The sequence below is a fragment of the Streptococcus oriscaviae genome (assembly GCF_018137985.1).
Classification (GTDB): Bacteria; Bacillota; Bacilli; order Lactobacillales; family Streptococcaceae; genus Streptococcus; species Streptococcus oriscaviae.
This window is the reverse complement of record NZ_CP073084.1, coordinates 859,272-876,662: the sequence shown is the minus strand read 5'-3', so window position 1 is coordinate 876,662 and position 17,391 is coordinate 859,272. Positions and strand designations below refer to the sequence as shown.

Here is a 17,391-nt window from a genome sequence, read left to right as displayed (position 1 = left end):
AACGGAGCTCAGTTGGAAGACCAGCTGGGTTTCTTTTAGCTTATGGAAAGGAGGTTTCTATGCTAGCTCAAGTGATTGTCGATGTTCCTCTGATGCAAACAGACAAACCTTACAGCTACCGAGTTCCCAAGGCTCTGGCTGGCCTGATGCAAGAAGGGATTCGGGTTCATGTTCCCTTTGGTAAAGCCAACCGGCTTATCCAAGGAATCGTTGTCGCCTTGTCGGATGAAGAAGAGCCAACAGACATCAAGGAAATTGCTGAGATTTTGGACTACCGACCAGTCTTGAATCAGGAGCAGCTCTGGTTAGCAGGACAGATGCGAAAGACCGTTTTCTCCTACAAGATTTCGATTTTGAAGGCGATGTTGCCCAACTTGCTCAACTCGACCTATGATAAGATTTTACACGCAGGGGCCGGTCTTTCAGATGAAGATAGACGGGAAATTTTTGCAACGAAGGAAGAAGTGCGTTTTTCTGATTTGGATGTGGATAATCAGGCCCGTGTTATGCGTTTGGCTCAAGCAGGGAAGATTGAAGTGGAGTATCTAGCGAAGGACAAAAAGCAGATTAAGACAGAAAAATGGTACAGGGTTTGTCATGAACGTCTCAGTCAATATGAAATCAGCAATCGTGCCAAAAAGCGTCAAATGCTAAAGGAAGAACTCCTAAAGCAAGAGGAGCCAGCTCCCTTGAGCCAACTGAAGGAACGATATTCTTCAGAAATCATCCATTATTTTGAAGAAAATGGTCTTATCTCGGTTTGGGAGGAGGAAGTCAGCCGAGCCCAAAACTATTTTGATAACGTTGAAGCCAGTCAGGCTCTAACCCTCAATCCTGAACAAGCGATTGCAGTCAGAGAAATTACATCAATGATTGGACGAGAAAGCCAAACCTACCTTTTGCAAGGCGTGACAGGTTCTGGAAAAACCGAAGTATATCTTCAGGTTATCGATCAAGTTTTACAGGATGGAAAGACTGCCATTATGCTGGTTCCTGAAATTTCCCTAACTCCTCAGGTAACCAATCGCTTTATCTCGCGCTTTGGTCAGCAGGTGGCGATTCTACACTCAGGTCTGTCAGATGGTGAAAAATATGATGAATGGCGCAAGATTGAGCGGGGGGAGGCTCAGGTGGTCGTCGGTGCCCGTTCGGCTGTCTTTGCTCCATTGAAAAATCTGGGAGCCATTATCATTGATGAGGAACACGAGGCCAGCTATAAGCAGGATAGCAACCCTCGCTACCATGCCAGAGATGTGGCCAAGTTACGAGCGGAGTACAACAGGGCCGTTCTGGTTTTGGGGTCTGCGACTCCGAGTCTTGAAAGCAGGGCTCGGGCCAGCAAGGGGCTGTACGGTCTATTGACCCTGCAGAAAAGGGCCAATCCCTTGGCTCGGATTCCTAGGGTGGACATCATCGATTTCCGCGACTACATTGGCCGTCAGGAAACCAGTAATTTTACTCCGCCCTTGCTCGAAAAAATTCAAGAAAAATTAGCCCGCAAGGAGCAGGTCGTACTTATGCTCAATCGCAGAGGCTACTCCTCCTTTGTCATGTGCCGGGATTGCGGAACAGTTGACCAATGTCCGAATTGTGATATTTCTCTGACCCTGCACATGGACAGCCGTAGTATGAATTGCCATTACTGTGGGTTTCAAAAGGGAATCCCCCACACCTGTCCTAACTGCCAAAATCCATCGATTCGATACTACGGAACAGGAACGCAGAAGGCCTACGATGAGCTGCAACAGCTTATACCAGAAGCCCGTATTCTCCGGATGGATGTGGACACGACTCGTAAAAAGGGGGCGCATGAAGACCTCTTGGGCCGCTTTGGTCGTCAAGAAGCAGACATCCTCTTAGGAACTCAGATGATTGCCAAGGGCTTGGATTTTCCAAATGTCACCTTGGTCGGTGTTCTCAATGCCGATACGGCCCTCAATTTACCTGATTTTCGCTCTTCTGAGCGAACCTTCCAGCTGCTGACTCAAGTGGCCGGTCGAGCTGGGCGAGCGGATAAGGAAGGAGAGGTTCTGATTCAGACCTACAATCCGCACCACTATGCTTTGGCATTTGCCAAAAATCAGGATTATGAGGGGTTTTATCGGTATGAGATGGCCATTCGTCGCAATCTAGGCTATCCTCCCTATTACTTTACAGTCGGGTTGACCTTATCGCATAAGTCAGAAGAGTTTGTGATGAAAAAGGCTTTTGAAACAGTTGCTGTTCTAAGGGGAAATCTGACAGAGTACATTCAGATTCTTGGACCGACACCCAAGCCCGTCGCGCGCACCCATAATCTCTACCATTATCAAATCATTTTGAAATACCGCAAAGAGGATAATGTGGAGCAGGTACTCAACCAGATACTGGATTGGACCCAAGAAAAGGAACAAAAGGATTTGCGGCTGATTATCGACAATGAACCGCAACAGATGATGTAAGGCCGAGCAATCGGCTTTTCATTTTTGTCCAAGCAGATGGATTTGGCAGTAAAGTAGCTTGAGTTAAGGAAAATGCAAGCAAAAGTGGTATAATATAGAGATAGTGATAGGAGTAGAACACACAATGACAAAGATTATTTTTATGGGAACGCCAGACTTTTCGGCGACTGTTTTGGAAGGAATCTTGGCTGATGACCAGTACCAAGTTTTGGCGGTTGTTACTCAGCCAGATCGGGCAGTTGGTCGTAAGAAGGAAATTCGTAGAACACCTGTGAAGGAAGTCGCTCTCCAACATGGTCTAACCATCTACCAGCCCGAAAAATTATCGGGGAGTCAGGAGATGGAGGAACTGATGGAGCTAGGAGCAGACGGGATTGTAACAGCTGCTTTCGGTCAATTTTTACCGAGCAAGCTACTTGATTCAGTCGGCTTTGCGATCAATGTCCATGCCTCTCTTTTACCTAAATACCGAGGTGGTGCGCCTATTCACTACGCCCTCATCAATGGAGATGAGGAGGCTGGAGTGACAATCATGGAGATGGTCAAAGAGATGGATGCTGGCGACATGATTTCAAGCGACAGCATCGCCATTGAAGAAAGTGATAATGTCGGCAGTCTTTTTGAAAAATTAGCTCTTGTCGGAAGGGATCTACTGCTGAGAACCTTGCCTGACTACCTATCAGGAAAGCTTCTGCCACAGCCACAGGATCCAGCATTGGTTAGTTTTTCTCCCAATATTCGTCCAGAAGAAGAATGCTTGGATTGGAACAAGTCAGCGCGTCAGCTCTTCAATCACATTCGCGGGATGAATCCTTGGCCGGTTGCCCACACTCTTTGGAAGGGTGAGCGATTTAAGATTTACGAGGCGGTGGAAGTGCCGGGTTCTGGTCCGAGCGGTCAAGTGATTGCCCGCAGCAAAAAGGAATTGATTGTCGCAACAGGCCAAGGTGCCTTGTCCTTAAAGACCGTCCAGCCCGCTGGTAAACCAAAGATGGGCATTGCGGACTTTCTCAATGGTTCTGGCCGAGAGTTGGCAGTAGGAGAACAATTTGGTAACTAGAAAGAAAGACAGCGCACGAAGTCTAGCTTTAGAGGTTTTGGGGCAGGTTTTTGAACAGGGAGCCTATTCTAATCTGGCTCTCAATCAAGCTTTAAAACAAGCAAAACTCTCAGAAAAAGACAAACACTTGGCTACGGAGCTAGTCTATGGAACAGTAGCCCGAAAGATTAGCCTCGAGTGGTATCTAGCTCACTTTATAGCTGATAGGGACAAGCTGGATAGCTGGGTTTACCAGTTACTCCTGCTTAGCATCTATCAGTTGCTCTATCTGAATAAGATTCCCAAGCATGCCGTTGTTCACGAGGCGGTGGAACTCGCCAAGGCAAAGAAGGGGGCAGATAAGTTTGTTAATGCTATCCTTCGTAAATGGTTGGAAACAGACCTACCAGACCCCACGACCATCAAGCGCAAGAACAAGCGTTTGTCTGTCCTGTATTCGGTGCCTGTCTGGTTGGTCAAGACCCTGATTGACGAGTATGGAGAAGAGCGTGCAGAGAAGATACTAGCTAGTCTTCACATCCGCAACAAGGCAAGCGTGCGGGTAACGGATTCTAGTCGTCTGGAAGAGATAAAGACTCAACTAGGTGCGGAACAATCCAGACTTTCCCCAGTCGGTTTAGTCAAGGCCAATGGGCATTTTGCTAGTACGGCCTATTTTCAGGAAGGGCTGATCACCATTCAGGATGAATCCAGTCAACTGGTTGCTCCAACCTTGAAAATTGAAGGTTCAGAAGAACTATTGGATGCTTGTGCAGCGCCGGGCGGAAAAACTTGCCACATGGCTTCTTATCTGACGAGCGGTCGGGTAACTGCTTTGGATTTGTATGACCACAAACTCAGCTTGATAGAAGACAATGCGCGACGTTTGGGTTTGTCAGATAAGATTGTAACCCGACGTTTAGATGCGACAAAGGTGGCAGAAACCTTTGGTCCAGATCGTTTTGATAAGATTTTGGTAGATGCACCATGTTCGGGGATAGGCTTGATTCGCAGGAAGCCGGATATTCGTTACAATAAGGAGGCTGCAGATTTTGAGTCCTTGCAGCAAATCCAGCTTCAAATCCTTGACAGTGTTTGCCAAACCGTTAAAAAAGGTGGTATAATAACCTATAGCACATGTACCATTATAGCCAAGGAAAATCAGGAAGTTCTTCGTATTTTTCTAGAGAAACATCCTAATTTTGAACAGGTTACTTTGAGCCACCACTGTGCGGACATTGTAACCGACGGCTGCATTTTACTCACACCCGAACAGTATTTGACAGATGGATTCTTTATCGGTCAAGTCAGAAGAAAATCCTAAATTAGAGGAGGTTGCTGATTCATCAGCAGAGATACAGTATGGAAATTGCACTTTTAACAGATGTGGGACAGAAGCGTTCCAATAACCAAGATTATGTCAACCGTTATACCAACCGAGCAGGTATTGATTTGATTGTGTTGGCAGACGGAATGGGTGGGCATCGCGCAGGCCATATTGCCAGTGAGATGACAGCCACGGACCTAGGAGCGGCTTGGGTGGACACCCAGCTGAATGTTCTCAATGATGTACGCCAGTGGATGGTGGACATCTTGGATGAAGAGAACAAGAAGATTCATGAGTTAGGTAAGTCAGAAGAGTATAAAGGGATGGGAACAACTCTTGAGGCAGTTGTTGTTATCGGCAATCAGATGATTTATGCCCATGTGGGAGATTCTTGTATCGGACTTATCCGCAATGGAGAGTACACTCGTCTGACCAGTGATCATTCTCTGGTTGGAGCCTTGTTGCGCGCCGGTCAGATTACAGAGGAAGAGGCTCAGAATCATCCTCATAAGAATTTTGTCACTCAATCAATCGGCCAGCAAGAACCGATTGAACCAGATATTGCCCTTAAGACCTTGGAGGTCGGTGATTATGTCCTAGTCAACAGCGATGGTTTGACCAATATGGTGTCCATCGAGGATATTTGTGATATTGTCCTCAGCGAAGTTCCCTTGGGTCAAAAGGCAGAATCCCTTATTCGCTTCGCCAATAATGCAGGTGGAACGGACAATATCACAGTAGCTCTTCTTCAGATTACAGAGGAGGCTCATTGATGATACAGATTGGAAAGATCTTTGCAGGTCGCTACCGGATCGTTCGACAGATTGGTCGCGGTGGTATGGCAGATGTCTATCTAGCCCGCGACCTGATTTTAGATGGTGAAGAGGTCGCCGTGAAGGTCCTTCGGACCAACTATCAGACGGATCAGATTGCCATTCAACGCTTCCAGAGAGAGGCTCGCGCGATGGCTGACCTAGACCATCCTAACATTGTTCGTATCTCAGACATTGGAGAAGAAGATGGTCAGCAGTATTTGGCCATGGAGTATGTAGACGGTCTTGACCTGAAACGATACATCAAAGAAAATGCTCCTCTATCCAATGACACTTCTGTCCGTATCATGGGGCAAATTCTCCTTGCCATGCGGATGGCCCATACTAGGGGAATTGTTCACCGGGATTTAAAACCTCAAAACGTTCTGTTAACCAAAGACGGAACGGCCAAGGTGACAGATTTCGGTATCGCGGTTGCCTTTGCTGAAACCAGCCTAACCCAGACCAATTCAATGCTCGGCTCGGTTCATTACCTATCACCTGAACAGGCGCGGGGGTCTAAGGCGACTGTGCAAAGTGATATTTATGCCATGGGGATTATCCTCTTTGAGATGCTGACAGGTCGTATTCCCTACGATGGGGATAGTGCTGTAACCATCGCCCTCCAGCATTTCCAAAAACCGCTTCCGTCAGTTAGAGATGAAAATCCAAGAGTGCCACAAGCATTGGAAAATGTGGTCCTCAAGGCTACCGCCAAGAAGTTGACAGAGCGCTATAAGACAGTTGCTGAAATGTATACTGACTTGGCGTCAGCCCTGTCCTTGGATCGTCGGCATGAACCGCGTGTTGTCCTGGAGGGAAATAAGGTCGACACCAAAACTCTCCCTAAATTATCTCAGGCTGCTGTGGAGCCTAAACGGCCAGCAGCCACCCCATCTAATAAGGATGAGGCAGTAGGGGCTCGACCAGAGGTGTCAGCGTCGGTCAATAAACCAACCAAGCCCAAGCGCCGGATGCGTATGCGCTACAAGGTGTTAATTGGTGCGACACTTTTGACCATCATTGGATTCTTGATTGTACTCTATAACACTCCAGCAACGGTTACGGTTCCAGATGTCAGAGGGCAAACCTTGGAAGTTGCTAAGGAAAAAATAGAAACATCAGGTTTGAAAGTGGGAACGGTAACAGAGGAGGAGTCCTCCGATGTGGAAGAAGGAACTGTTCTTCGGACCAATCCAGCAGCCAACAGCTCCAAGCGTGAAGGCAGTACAGTAGATATTGTTCTAGCCTCTGCAGAAGCAGTCACAGTTCCAGATGTGGTTGGCCAAGATGCTTCCGTGGCACAACAGGAATTAGAAAATGCTGGTTTTACCGTCAAGCGCAAGGAAGAATACAGTGACAGCGTAGAGAGCGGAACGGTTATTAAGACCGATCCAATAGCTGAAAGCTCCAAGGCCAAAGGCAGTTCGGTTACGATTGTTGTTTCCAAAGGCCCACAACCAACGACAGTTCCAGATGTGGTCGGTAAGAGTCAGGAAGTAGCTAGTCAGGAGTTGAAAACTGCCGGTTTCCTAGTAGGTGATATCACACAAGAGTACAGCGATACCCTTGCAGAGGGAGTGGTAATCAGTACCAATCCTACGGTAGGAAGTAGCTTGACTAAGGGCTCCACTGTCAACCTAATCGTGTCAAAAGGACCGGCTATTACCATGCCAGATTTTGGTGTGATGAAGTATAGTTATGCAGAAGCAAGACGTCAGCTTCAAAACTTGGGAGTGTCAGTTTCTACTATTGAGAAACAAGAAGATAGCAGTTACGCGGCTACAACCAGTGACCTGGTTGTAGGACAGTACCCAGCAGCTGGCAGCACGATTGATGGAACGGTGACTCTCTATGTTTCCGTTGCCTCCAATTCACAGCAAGGAGGAAGCTCTAGTTCTTCTTCCACTGGTACCTCTTCCAGCAACGGTCAATAATCAATCAAGAAAAGCACATCTAGCAATTGAGGTTTTTCCATCGATTGCTGGGGGTGCTTTTTTCCTACCTCGGAAGGAGGCGTTTCTTGCAAAATTTGGTACAATAGTAAGGAAAGGAAGAAACCTATGCGGAAAGTGCAGTTTTTCTTATTATTAGAAAGTATAATTTTTACACTAGCTTTCTTTGACGTCTTGGCCAGTGAAGCAGCGCGTGCAATTTTACTGGTAGCGGTCTTTATGCTGGTGATTTGGTATGTGACAGGTAGGAAGAATAGTCAGGTACTCTTAGCCAGTGCGGTATCGCTCATTTTTCTTGTATTTGTACTGAATCCTTATTTCATCGTTGGGGTGATGCTGTTTATCATCTATATTTTTATCAATTTCTTTTCAAGATACGAAAAAAGAAATCAGTACACCCATATTTTGCTGGAGGATGAGCCCCTAGAAGCTAAAAAAGAAAAAACCAAGTGGTTTGGTAATCAGGATCACTCTCAGGACAAGTATGGTTTTGAGGACATCAATATTATCCGTCTTTTTGGAAATGATGTCGTTGACTTGGATGAGGCTGTCTTGGTTGGACGAGATAATATCGTTGTTATTCGAAAGACCTTCGGGAAAACGAAGATTATCGTTCCCATTGATGTAGAGGTATCCTTGGTGGCTTCCAGCCTATATGGTCGCGTCCAGTTTATGGGCCTGTCCTACTGGGATTTGCGCAACGAGAGTTTTTCCATTTCCAGCCCACACTATAAAGACTCCCACAAACGGGTGAAATTGGTGGTGAATTGCCTCTTTGGAGATGTGGAGGTGGTTCGAGTATGATGAAAAAAGGAACCCTGTTACTCTTAATCTGGTACGCAACCCTCATTGTCTTGGTTGTTCTGGCCTCTGTCTTTCCTTTGTTGAACTACTCTGTCTTTGACCTATCTCTTTGGACTTCGACAGAGCAGTTGGTGTTTACCCTCTTACTCTTGATTATCGTATTGACCTTCTTTTTGTCGGTTCTGGTTCAAACAGTTTCTTTGGTTGCTACTCAAGGAACTAGGCAGAAAATCCGGGCCATTCTTCAAAACAAGAGCATTCGTTCCTCAGCAGAAGAAGATCAGCTTCTCTTACAACTGTCTGATAAGGTGCGCAGTTTGACCAGACAGGTTCAGATGATAGATAATCAGGATTTGGTTAAACAAGAAGAAATTGTGGAAGGGGAACGCCGTCGGATTGCCCGTGATTTGCACGATACGGTCAGTCAGGAACTTTTTGCGACCAGTATGATTTTATCTGGTTTATCCAGTAATTTGAACACCATTTCGCAAGATACCTTGGCCCAGCAGTTATTAGCGGTTAAGGACATGATTGAAACAGCGCAGAGAGATCTCCGTATCCTCTTGCTTCACCTCAGACCGAGCGAGCTAGATGGGAAGACCTTGGTGGAGGGCTTTGAAGTGATTCTCAGAGAAGTCAGTGACAAGAGTGCCATTCAGGTTCACTTCCATCATCAGGTGGAGGACTTGCCTAAGCATATCGAGGAGCATCTCTTTCGGATTGCTCAGGAAATCATCAGCAATACCCTGCGGCATGCCAAAGCCAAGCACCTGGATGTCTACCTAGTTCAGTCAGAGTCTGAGCTTCAACTCAAGATGACGGATGATGGTGTTGGATTTGTACAATCAGATGAGCAAGAATTGAGTTACGGTTTGCAGAACATGCAAGAGCGAGTAGAGGATATGGCGGGGACGATTAAGATTCGCACAGCCCCTAACAAGGGAGTAGCTATTGATATTCGCATCCCATTATTGAAAGGAAAAGAAGATGACCAAGATACGAGTGATGCTAGTTGATGACCACGAGATGGTTCGACTGGGCTTGAAAAGTTTTTTGAATTTGCAAGAAGATGTAGAGGTCGTTGCAGAAGCAAGCGACGGTGAAGAGGGTCTTGAACGGGCTCTCCAACTCAAACCAGATGTGGTGGTCATGGATTTGGTCATGCCTAAAATGACCGGAGTAGAGGCCACTTTGGCCCTGTTGAAGGAGTGGGAGGACGCCAAGATTGTCATTTTGACCTCTTATCTGGACAACGAAAAAATCTATCCTGTTCTTGAGGCTGGAGCAAGGGGCTACATGCTTAAAACTTCCAGCGCAGAAGAAATTCTACGAGCGATTCGTAAGGTAGCGCGGGGAGAGTTGGCCATTGAAACAGAAGTAGAGAAGAAGGTGGAACATCACAAGCGCTATCCGGATTTGCATGAAGATTTGACCGCGCGTGAACGCGACATTTTAGCTTTGCTGGCTAAGGGCTACGATAATCAACGGATTGCAGATGAGTCCTTTATTTCTCTGAAGACGGTTAAGACCCATGTTTCCAATATTTTATCCAAACTGGCTGTCAGCGATCGGACACAGGCGGTTGTCTATGCTTTCCAACATGGCCTGGTAGCACAAGACGAAGAATAATGGTATAATGGACAGCAGTAAAAGGAGACTTATGGACGCAAAATTAAAATACAAAGCCAAGAAGATTAAAATTGTCTTCTTTGATATTGACGATACCTTGCGTATCAAGGATACAGGCTATATTCCTGACTCGATCAAGCAGGTTTTTCGCTCGCTGAAGGAGAAGGGGATTTTGACGGGAATTGCCTCGGGTAGGGCCAAATACGGTGTCGTACCAGAAATCAGGGCCCTTCAGCCTGATTATTTTGCCCTCATCAATGGTTCCTATGTAGAAGATGCCAAGGGCCAAATTATCCACCACCAGCCCCTTCCTGTGGAACTGATTGAAGACTACATCCAGTTCACCAAGGAAATTGGTATTGAGTATGGATTGGTCGGCAGTGAAACAGCGGCCTTGTCTGCCCGTACGCCGCGCATCAGTCAGACCATTGATGTGGTTTATGAAAATCTTCCGACAGACCCAACTTTCTATCAAAACCATCCGGTTTACCAGATGTGGACCTTTGAGCAGGAAGGTAAGGAAGTTGAGCTCACTGAAGATTTGGGCAAGAGCTTGCGCAGTGTTCGCTGGGATCCGATTTCTTCAGACATTGTTCTCAAAAACGCTTCTAAGGCGGCAGGTGTTGCCAAGGTTGTGGAATATCTGGGACTTAAGTCAGAAAATGTTCTGGTCTTTGGTGATGGACTGAATGATTTAGAGGTTTTTGACTATGCAGGCATTAGTATTGCGATGGGGCATTCTCATCCCGACTTGCAAAAACGGGCCGACTATATTACAAAAAAAGTAGAAGAAGATGGCATTTTTGATGCCTTGGAGAAATTAGGAATGGTAGAAAAAGAAAAACACTATCCACAAGTTGCCTTAGCGGACTATGTTGGTCCTCTTGCAACCATTCAAACCAACCATGGAGATTTGAAGCTGAAACTCTTCCCTGAAATTGCTCCCAAGACGGTCGCAAACTTTATTGCTTTAGCCAAAGACGGCTACTATGACGGCGTTATTTTTCATCGAATTATCAAGGATTTCATGATTCAAGGTGGCGATCCGACAGGTACAGGTATGGGTGGCGAGTCCATCTACGGTGCAGCTTTTGAAGATGAGTTTTCAATGGAAGTGTTTAACCTCCGTGGTGCTCTATCTATGGCCAATGCTGGGCCAAACACCAATGGCAGTCAGTTCTTTATCGTTCAGAACACCAAGCTTCCGTATGCAAAGAAAGAACTGGAACGCGGTGGCTGGCCAGCACCCATTGCTGAATTGTATGCGGAAAAAGGTGGAACTCCACACTTGGATCAACGCCACACTGTTTTTGGGCATTTGGCAGATGAAGCTTCCTATGCCGTTTTGGATGCTATTGCTGCTGTTGAAACTGGGGCGATGGATAAGCCAGTAGAGGACGTTGTTATCCTTGGTATTACAATTGAGGACTAAAAACTGATGAAGATTGGAGATAAAATCCAAGGGAGGGTAACGGGTATTCAGCCCTATGGTGCCTTTGTGGAGCTGGAAACCGGAGCAACTGGCCTTATCCATATTTCAGAGATAAAGACCGGTTATGTAGAAAATATTCATCAGCATTTGAAAGTGGGACAGGAAGTCTTAGTTCAAGTGGTAGATTACGATGAGTATAGCCGCAAAGTCAGCTTGTCCATCCGAACCTTGGAAGAAGAAAAACAAAAAATGCCTCGTCACCATCGATTCACCAGTGATCGTCACAAGATTGGCTTTGCCCCGCTAGCTAAAAAGCTCCCTCGTTGGGTCAAGGAAGCTAAGGCGTTTTTAAAAGAAGAACAGGAAACGTCTTGAAAGAGTCAAAAGGCTTAAAATCACGTTGATTTTAAGCCTTTTCTTATGTCCTCTTGTTATAGCAGCTTTCCAGTTGCTTTTTTATGGATTGCTGCCGGTTTCCGTCTGAGAATTGCTGCTGTCGTCGCTAGAGCTTAGTGGGGTTTGGCCGCTGTACCAAGCGCCATTGCTAATACCCAGCTCGACAGTGTAAGAAAGTGGCAACTCTGTTTCATAAACGCTCTGTTGCACCACAGTCCCCTTGGCTTGATCAGAGTTGACATAATAGGTGGTATAGTAGATGTCGGCGCCCTTAGAGCGGAACTGGTCGTAGAAATATTGTTGGAGGTCGCCCTCATTTTTTCCGCGTAAGTCACGAAGGTAAGGGATGCCGGCCGAGTAGACGACTTCGACATTCCGATCATCTTTTTCTGTCAGTTCTGTACCAGCTTCTTGAGACTGGCTAATCAGGTGACCGTAGGGAAGTTCGCTATAAACAAAGCGGACAATGACGGTTAGCCCAGATACGGATCCAGCTTGGCTGGCGTTGATATGATTGAAATTCGGAACAGTTACTCCTTTGCCAGCAGAAATGGCGACGGTCATGGTAGATTTTTTCGCAATTTTTTGACCTGCCTCTATCGATTGGTCCAATACGAGCCCTGTTGCAACGGTGGAGCTAGCCTTATCCTGATAAGTAACAGCGATGGAATTGGTTCTAGCCCAGCTTTCAACGTCAGCTTTTGGCTTGTCTTTGAAGTTGGGAACTTCGATGTTGGCCTCAAGGATTTCCTTTCCTCGAGAGTAGTATAGGCTGGCTTTGTTGGAGCGCTTGTATTCTTCCGCAGGGATATTATTGGCAATATCCAGTTTGATAAACTGCCCTTTTTCAATGGTGTCACTATATTCTTGAACCAGCTTGAGGTTTTCAGCCTTATATTCCTCAATCCATTTTTTGGCTTGTGAGAAGGTCATGCTGGAAAAATCAGGCAGGCTGATGATTTCCTCAGGGTCAGCCCCAAGGGAACTGGTCACGGTTAAGGTTCCGCCCTTGGCCAGCTTGCTGCCTGCCTTTTTATCTTGAGAAATGACGGTATTCACCTCAACTGTATCGCTATATTCTTGTTTGAGATCAATGGTGACCTGATTTTCAGTCGCCCATTTTCGTGCGTCGGTCAGCGGTTGACCAACGAAATTGGGTAGGCTGACATGGGTGAATTGATAGATGAGCCATACAGCAAGCACAAGTGTCAAGAGAGCGCTACCGGCAATCATCGCCCATTTTTTCCGCTGATTTTTCTTGTAATGAGGGTCAATCTCCATTTCCTCGGCCAATTCTTCCCGTCTGACAGACCGACTGGCAGAGGACTCACTTCGGCGTCTGCGGGCTGTTGGTTGGCTCGGTTCTTTTCTTGGGGCTTCCTCTTCTTCAGTCGGTGCAGGCTGGCTTTCAGCTAGGGGCTGGTCATCAAGGATTTTATCGTAGTTTTTTCCAGAAAATTTTGATAGAAAATCATTCATAGGCTTTTAGTACTCCCTTTCTCAGGTAGAAGGTCTGGTCTGACTTCTGGGCAATTTCCTGAGAATGGGTGACCACAATGACGCATTTGTCATGATCGTGGGCTAGCTTCATAAAAATATCCACTATTTCATTTTCCATTTCTTCATCAAGATTGCCCGTTGGTTCGTCAGCTAGAATGACTTCGACATTGGTGGCTAAGGAGCGCGCAATGGCTACCCGTTGCTGTTCACCGCCAGATAATTGGGTTACTAGGCGGTCCGCTTTGGATTGGACAATGCCGATATAATCCAAGAGATTGTAAGCAACTTCCTTAGAATCGCTCGGCAGTTGGTTTTCTGTTATGGCCATGGGAACCAGAACATTCTCAACAGCTGTCATGTAAGGAATGAGGTTGTAGTACTGAAAGACAATGCCGATATGGTTGCGCCGAAAGGCTTCGTAGCCAATCTCTTTTATATCTTTTCCTTTGTAGAGAATCTGACCGTCTTTAGGGGCTTCAAGGGCGCTGAGGAGAGATAGAAGGGTAGTTTTCCCCGAACCAGACTGTCCAAGGATGGTATAGAATTTCCCTTTTTCAAACTGAACGGTAGCACCCTTTAGGATGTGGCGTCGGTTCTCTCCGTCCTGATAGTAGTAGGACACATTTTTTGCTTCTAAAATAGGCATGATACTCCCCCTTACATCATAATTCGTTTCGGATTGAGGCGAACAATGTAGCCGACTGGCACGAGTGTTGCCAAAAGGACGGTTCCTAGACCAATACCATACATAGCAGCGATGTAGCCTAGGGACAACTCAACCTTATATTCATTGATGACATCGTCGGTGCTAGTATCTGGTTGGAATTCAAAGGAGGTATAGCTAATTCCTCCGTTAGGGTCCTCATTTTGCTCGATTTGGTGCTGGATGAGGGAGTCCGAAACAGCTCCTGCCGTTGCATTTCCGGTAAAAATAGAGAGGCTGAGTGAGAGGAAGGCAATCAAGAAGACCTCGATCAAGGTTTGTCCAACAACCTTCCATTTGGCTTCGCCGAGTGCAAGATAGATACCCAGTTCATGTTTGCGGTCGCGCAAGAAGAGCAAGACGACTAGGGTGATAATGGTGATGGTTGCGATAACGGCAACAATCAGGACATAGCCTGCCAACCGTGACATGGATTGTACTGGCGCTGCAATAGTATCATAGGCATCGGAAGCCGCGTAGACGATATAGTAATCAGGCAAGAGAGGTTGGGCTTCTTGTCTAAAATTTTCTACATCTTCTGGGCTTTTTAATACATAGAGAGGTTCTCCTGCTGAAATGTACCCTTGCATTTCTTCTTCGGTGAGGCCGTTCTCGTTTTGGCTAGCAGCTGCCTCTATTGACTCACGTCGGGTTGCTTCGACAAATTTGTTGGGGACAAAGATGCGGTTGGCCAGCATCTGTTCTTGAAAGGCCTTGCTCCACTGGTCGCCTTCTTTTTGATTGTCTGTGCTGCTGGTTGTTTGTTTTTTGCTCTGATAGATACCGATGATTTCGACTTGGTGTTCAAATTGGGTCGCGATTTCAGCCTGACCATCTGAGTTTATTTCGCCGTAGATATAGTTGTTCAGGGTAATGGTGTCGCCGACAGTGGCATTGTTTTTATCAGCTAGTTCTTTGGAAATTAAGGCAACAGTTTTTCCGGCAGTCACTTCCTCATTGGTAAAGTTTCGTCCTTGGACGATGCTGATTTCCCCCTCTTCAATCGGGAGTACGACGCTGGATTGAACACCGCGGAGGTTGAATGCGAACTGATTATTCTCTACTGCCGGAACTCCTCCGTTTTCTTCAAGGAAAGGTGGAATGTAGGCTTGGAAACTTTCGGAGCCGATGGTATTGTTGAGTACGTAGTCATAGTACTTCACATAAGGAAGTTTTCCAATTTCTTCAATCAATTCCTTGCTCAGATTCGGAAGGGCTTCTTGGGGCTCTTCTTTGCTTAAACGCTCATAATCTAGTTGGAGGGTAGCCGTGGCTCCCATCTGGTGTTTAATCTTGCGTTCAACACTTTGGGTGGCCTGCTGAATCGAGACTGCGCCAGCAATAACGTTGCCCAAAATAAAGAGAATGGTGAAGAGCAAGAGGGATTTTCCCTTGCGTCGGGTCACGCTGAGCCAAGCTCGGTTTAGATAGTTCATTGGAAACCTCCTTTAATTTGTTGTCTAGAAAGCGCTTACTTTTGTTTATATCATACTATATTTTTCACAAAGCTTCAAGACAATAGAAGTAAAATAGACAAAAATTAGATACTCTGTTATCTACTAATAAAACGAATAGTAGATGAAATGGTTACAAAAAACTGACCATGAAAACACGGTCAGCTCAAGCTTATTCAAATTCGTAAAGTGCAGTGGAGAGGTAACGCTCACCGTTGTCAGCAAGTACAGCTAGGACAGATTTTCCTGCTCCCAGTTCTTTGGCCACTTCAATCGCTGCAAAGATAGCAGCACCTGATGAAATGCCTACTAGGAAACCTTCTTGACCACCGATAGCACGGCCGGTCGCAAGGGCATCATCTGATTTGACGCGGATGATGTGGTCATAAGACTCAGTGTCCAAGGTGTCTGGAATGAAACCGGCAGAAATTCCTTGAATCTTGTGCGGTCCAGGAGCTTCGCCAGACAGAACAGCAGACTCATCTGCTTCGACAGCGTAGATAGCTACATCTGGATTTGCTGCTTTAAGAACCTGGGAAACACCAGTGATGGTACCGCCGGTTCCGATACCAGATACGAAGGCGTCTAGTCCTGTTGCTCCAAACGCTTCGAGAATCTCTTGACCAGTTGTTTCCTCATGAACTTTGGGGTTGGCTGGGTTTGCAAATTGCAGAGGCACCCAAGCCTGTCTTTCTGCTGCGATTTCATGAGCCTTAGCGATAGCCCCTTTCATTCCCTCGCTGCCTGGAGTCAAGACCAGCTCAGCTCCGTAGGCTTGAATGATTTTACGACGCTCAATGCTCATGGTTTCTGGCATGACAATGACAACCTTGTAGCCTTTTGCAGCACCGACCCAAGCAAGACCGATACCGGTATTTCCGCTAGTAGGTTCTACGATAGTATCGCCAGGTTTGATAATTCCTTGTGCTTCGGCATCTTCAATCATGGCAAGAGCAATCCGATCCTTTACTGACGATCCGGGGTTAAAGGCTTCTAGTTTGACATAGACGTCCGCCGCTCCTTCAGGGACAATCTTATTTAATTTTACAATCGGTGTTTTTCCAACTAATTCGGTAATATTCTGATAAATGGCCATACGGCACCTCCATTTTAACTAATGGTTTTAGTATACTGTTCTGCCCCGTCTTTGTAAAATATAAAAAAACTATCAAGGCGATAGTCTTTTTTAATGAATCGGTACTTCGACAATTCGAGTGTCTAGGGCCTGAGCCTCTACTTTGCCGTGATAGAAATCTGTTAAGCTGTGCAGTGTCGGTGCTAGGTCTTCCTTATCTACAAAGACGGTGGTGGTGACTTCCGTGGCAAACTGGGTGTCGTACTCTTCCAGCAATTGGGTCTGCCGCCAGTTGGCAAATTCTTGGTATTGGGCGTAGGACAGGCGAATATGGATGCCTTCTTGTTCCTTAACCTCAACGATACCAATATCCTTGATGGCTTTGGCAACACTGCCGGCATAGGCACGGATGAGGCCGCCTGCTCCTAGTTTTATGCCGCCAAAGTAGCGGGTGACAACGGCAGCGACGTTGGTCAGACCGGCATTCTCCAGCACGGTCAACATGGGAACACCAGCTGTTCCAGAAGGTTCGCCATCGTCTGAAGACCGCTTGATAGTTGCTGCTTCTCCAAGGATAAAACAAGAGCAATTGTGGGTAGCCTTGTAGTGTTCTTTTTTGACGGCGGTGATAAACTCACGGGCCTCTTCTTCTGTTGTGACTCGTTTAATCTGGCAGATGAAGCGGGATTTTTTTATTTCTTCTTCGACAATACCGTCTTCTTTGATGGTTCTAAATGCTTTCATACCAAGATTGTACTAATTTTTAGACGGAATGACAAGCCTTAGCAGTTGCTTCGATGGTTTGCCTTTGTTCCTTATTTTAC

The 17,391-nt window shown here is 46.3% G+C and carries 15 protein-coding genes; 10 read left to right on the top strand and 5 right to left on the bottom strand.

Annotation, left to right across the window (positions count from 1 at the left end; genetic code table 11):
* The first annotated feature begins 59 nt into the window (after positions 1-59).
* The 10 genes from INT76_RS04415 (at position 60) to INT76_RS04370 (ending at position 11,814) form a co-directional block, all read left to right on the top strand.
* Positions 60-2,441, top strand: coding sequence for a primosomal protein N' (locus INT76_RS04415; RefSeq protein ID WP_212572602.1), 2,382 nt, complete (start codon positions 60-62; stop codon positions 2,439-2,441).
* A gap of 124 nt (positions 2,442-2,565) precedes the next feature.
* Positions 2,566-3,501 (top strand): methionyl-tRNA formyltransferase, encoded by a 936-nt coding sequence (fmt, locus tag INT76_RS04410; protein WP_212572600.1) that lies wholly within the window; start codon positions 2,566-2,568, stop codon positions 3,499-3,501.
* Positions 3,491-4,804, top strand: a complete 1,314-nt coding sequence (rsmB, locus tag INT76_RS04405; RefSeq protein ID WP_212572598.1) for a 16S rRNA (cytosine(967)-C(5))-methyltransferase RsmB — start codon at positions 3,491-3,493, stop codon at positions 4,802-4,804. Before fmt ends, rsmB begins: the two co-directional genes overlap by 11 nt.
* A gap of 38 nt (positions 4,805-4,842) precedes the next feature.
* Positions 4,843-5,580, top strand: a complete 738-nt coding sequence (locus INT76_RS04400; protein ID WP_212572596.1) for a Stp1/IreP family PP2C-type Ser/Thr phosphatase — start codon at positions 4,843-4,845, stop codon at positions 5,578-5,580.
* The gene (pknB, locus tag INT76_RS04395; RefSeq protein ID WP_212572594.1) at positions 5,580-7,556 is read left to right on the top strand and encodes a Stk1 family PASTA domain-containing Ser/Thr kinase; all 1,977 of its coding nucleotides are present in this window, start codon (positions 5,580-5,582) and stop codon (positions 7,554-7,556) included. The genes INT76_RS04400 and pknB overlap by 1 nt, the downstream gene beginning before the upstream one ends.
* 126 nt (positions 7,557-7,682) lie before the next feature.
* Entirely contained in the window at positions 7,683-8,378 is a 696-nt protein-coding gene (gene liaF / locus INT76_RS04390) for a cell wall-active antibiotics response protein LiaF (protein WP_212572592.1), read from the top strand.
* Positions 8,378-9,394 (top strand): envelope stress sensor histidine kinase LiaS, encoded by a 1,017-nt coding sequence (locus tag INT76_RS04385; protein ID WP_212573016.1) that lies wholly within the window; start codon positions 8,378-8,380, stop codon positions 9,392-9,394. Before liaF ends, INT76_RS04385 begins: the two co-directional genes overlap by 1 nt.
* Entirely contained in the window at positions 9,366-10,007 is a 642-nt protein-coding gene (locus tag INT76_RS04380) for a response regulator transcription factor (protein ID WP_212572590.1), read from the top strand. The genes INT76_RS04385 and INT76_RS04380 overlap by 29 nt, the downstream gene beginning before the upstream one ends.
* A gap of 31 nt (positions 10,008-10,038) precedes the next feature.
* Positions 10,039-11,439, top strand: a complete 1,401-nt coding sequence (locus INT76_RS04375; RefSeq protein WP_212572588.1) for a bifunctional Cof-type HAD-IIB family hydrolase/peptidylprolyl isomerase — start codon at positions 10,039-10,041, stop codon at positions 11,437-11,439.
* A 6-nt stretch (positions 11,440-11,445) separates the two neighbouring features.
* Entirely contained in the window at positions 11,446-11,814 is a 369-nt protein-coding gene (locus INT76_RS04370; RefSeq protein WP_212572586.1) for a S1 RNA-binding domain-containing protein, read from the top strand.
* An 81-nt stretch (positions 11,815-11,895) separates the two neighbouring features.
* Here INT76_RS04370 and INT76_RS04365 read toward each other — a convergent pair whose 3' ends face one another.
* The 5 genes from INT76_RS04365 to INT76_RS04345 form a co-directional block, all read right to left on the bottom strand.
* Positions 11,896-13,314 carry a PASTA domain-containing protein gene (locus INT76_RS04365; protein WP_212572584.1) on the bottom strand — a complete coding sequence of 473 codons (1,419 nt, stop codon included), beginning with the start codon at positions 13,312-13,314 and terminating at the stop codon, positions 11,896-11,898.
* Positions 13,307-13,981, bottom strand: coding sequence for an ABC transporter ATP-binding protein (locus INT76_RS04360; protein WP_212572582.1), 675 nt, complete (start codon positions 13,979-13,981; stop codon positions 13,307-13,309). The genes INT76_RS04365 and INT76_RS04360 overlap by 8 nt, the downstream gene beginning before the upstream one ends.
* Positions 13,982-13,992: 11 nt before the next feature.
* A complete protein-coding gene (locus INT76_RS04355) occupies positions 13,993-15,474 on the bottom strand; it encodes an ABC transporter permease (protein WP_212572580.1) in 1,482 nt (493 codons plus the stop codon).
* Positions 15,475-15,664: 190 nt separating this feature from the next.
* Positions 15,665-16,588 (bottom strand): cysteine synthase A, encoded by a 924-nt coding sequence (gene cysK, locus INT76_RS04350; RefSeq protein WP_212572578.1) that lies wholly within the window; start codon positions 16,586-16,588, stop codon positions 15,665-15,667.
* Positions 16,589-16,678: 90 nt separating this feature from the next.
* Positions 16,679-17,311 carry a YigZ family protein gene (locus tag INT76_RS04345; protein WP_212572576.1) on the bottom strand — a complete coding sequence of 211 codons (633 nt, stop codon included), beginning with the start codon at positions 17,309-17,311 and terminating at the stop codon, positions 16,679-16,681.
* Positions 17,312-17,391: the final 80 nt, after the last annotated feature.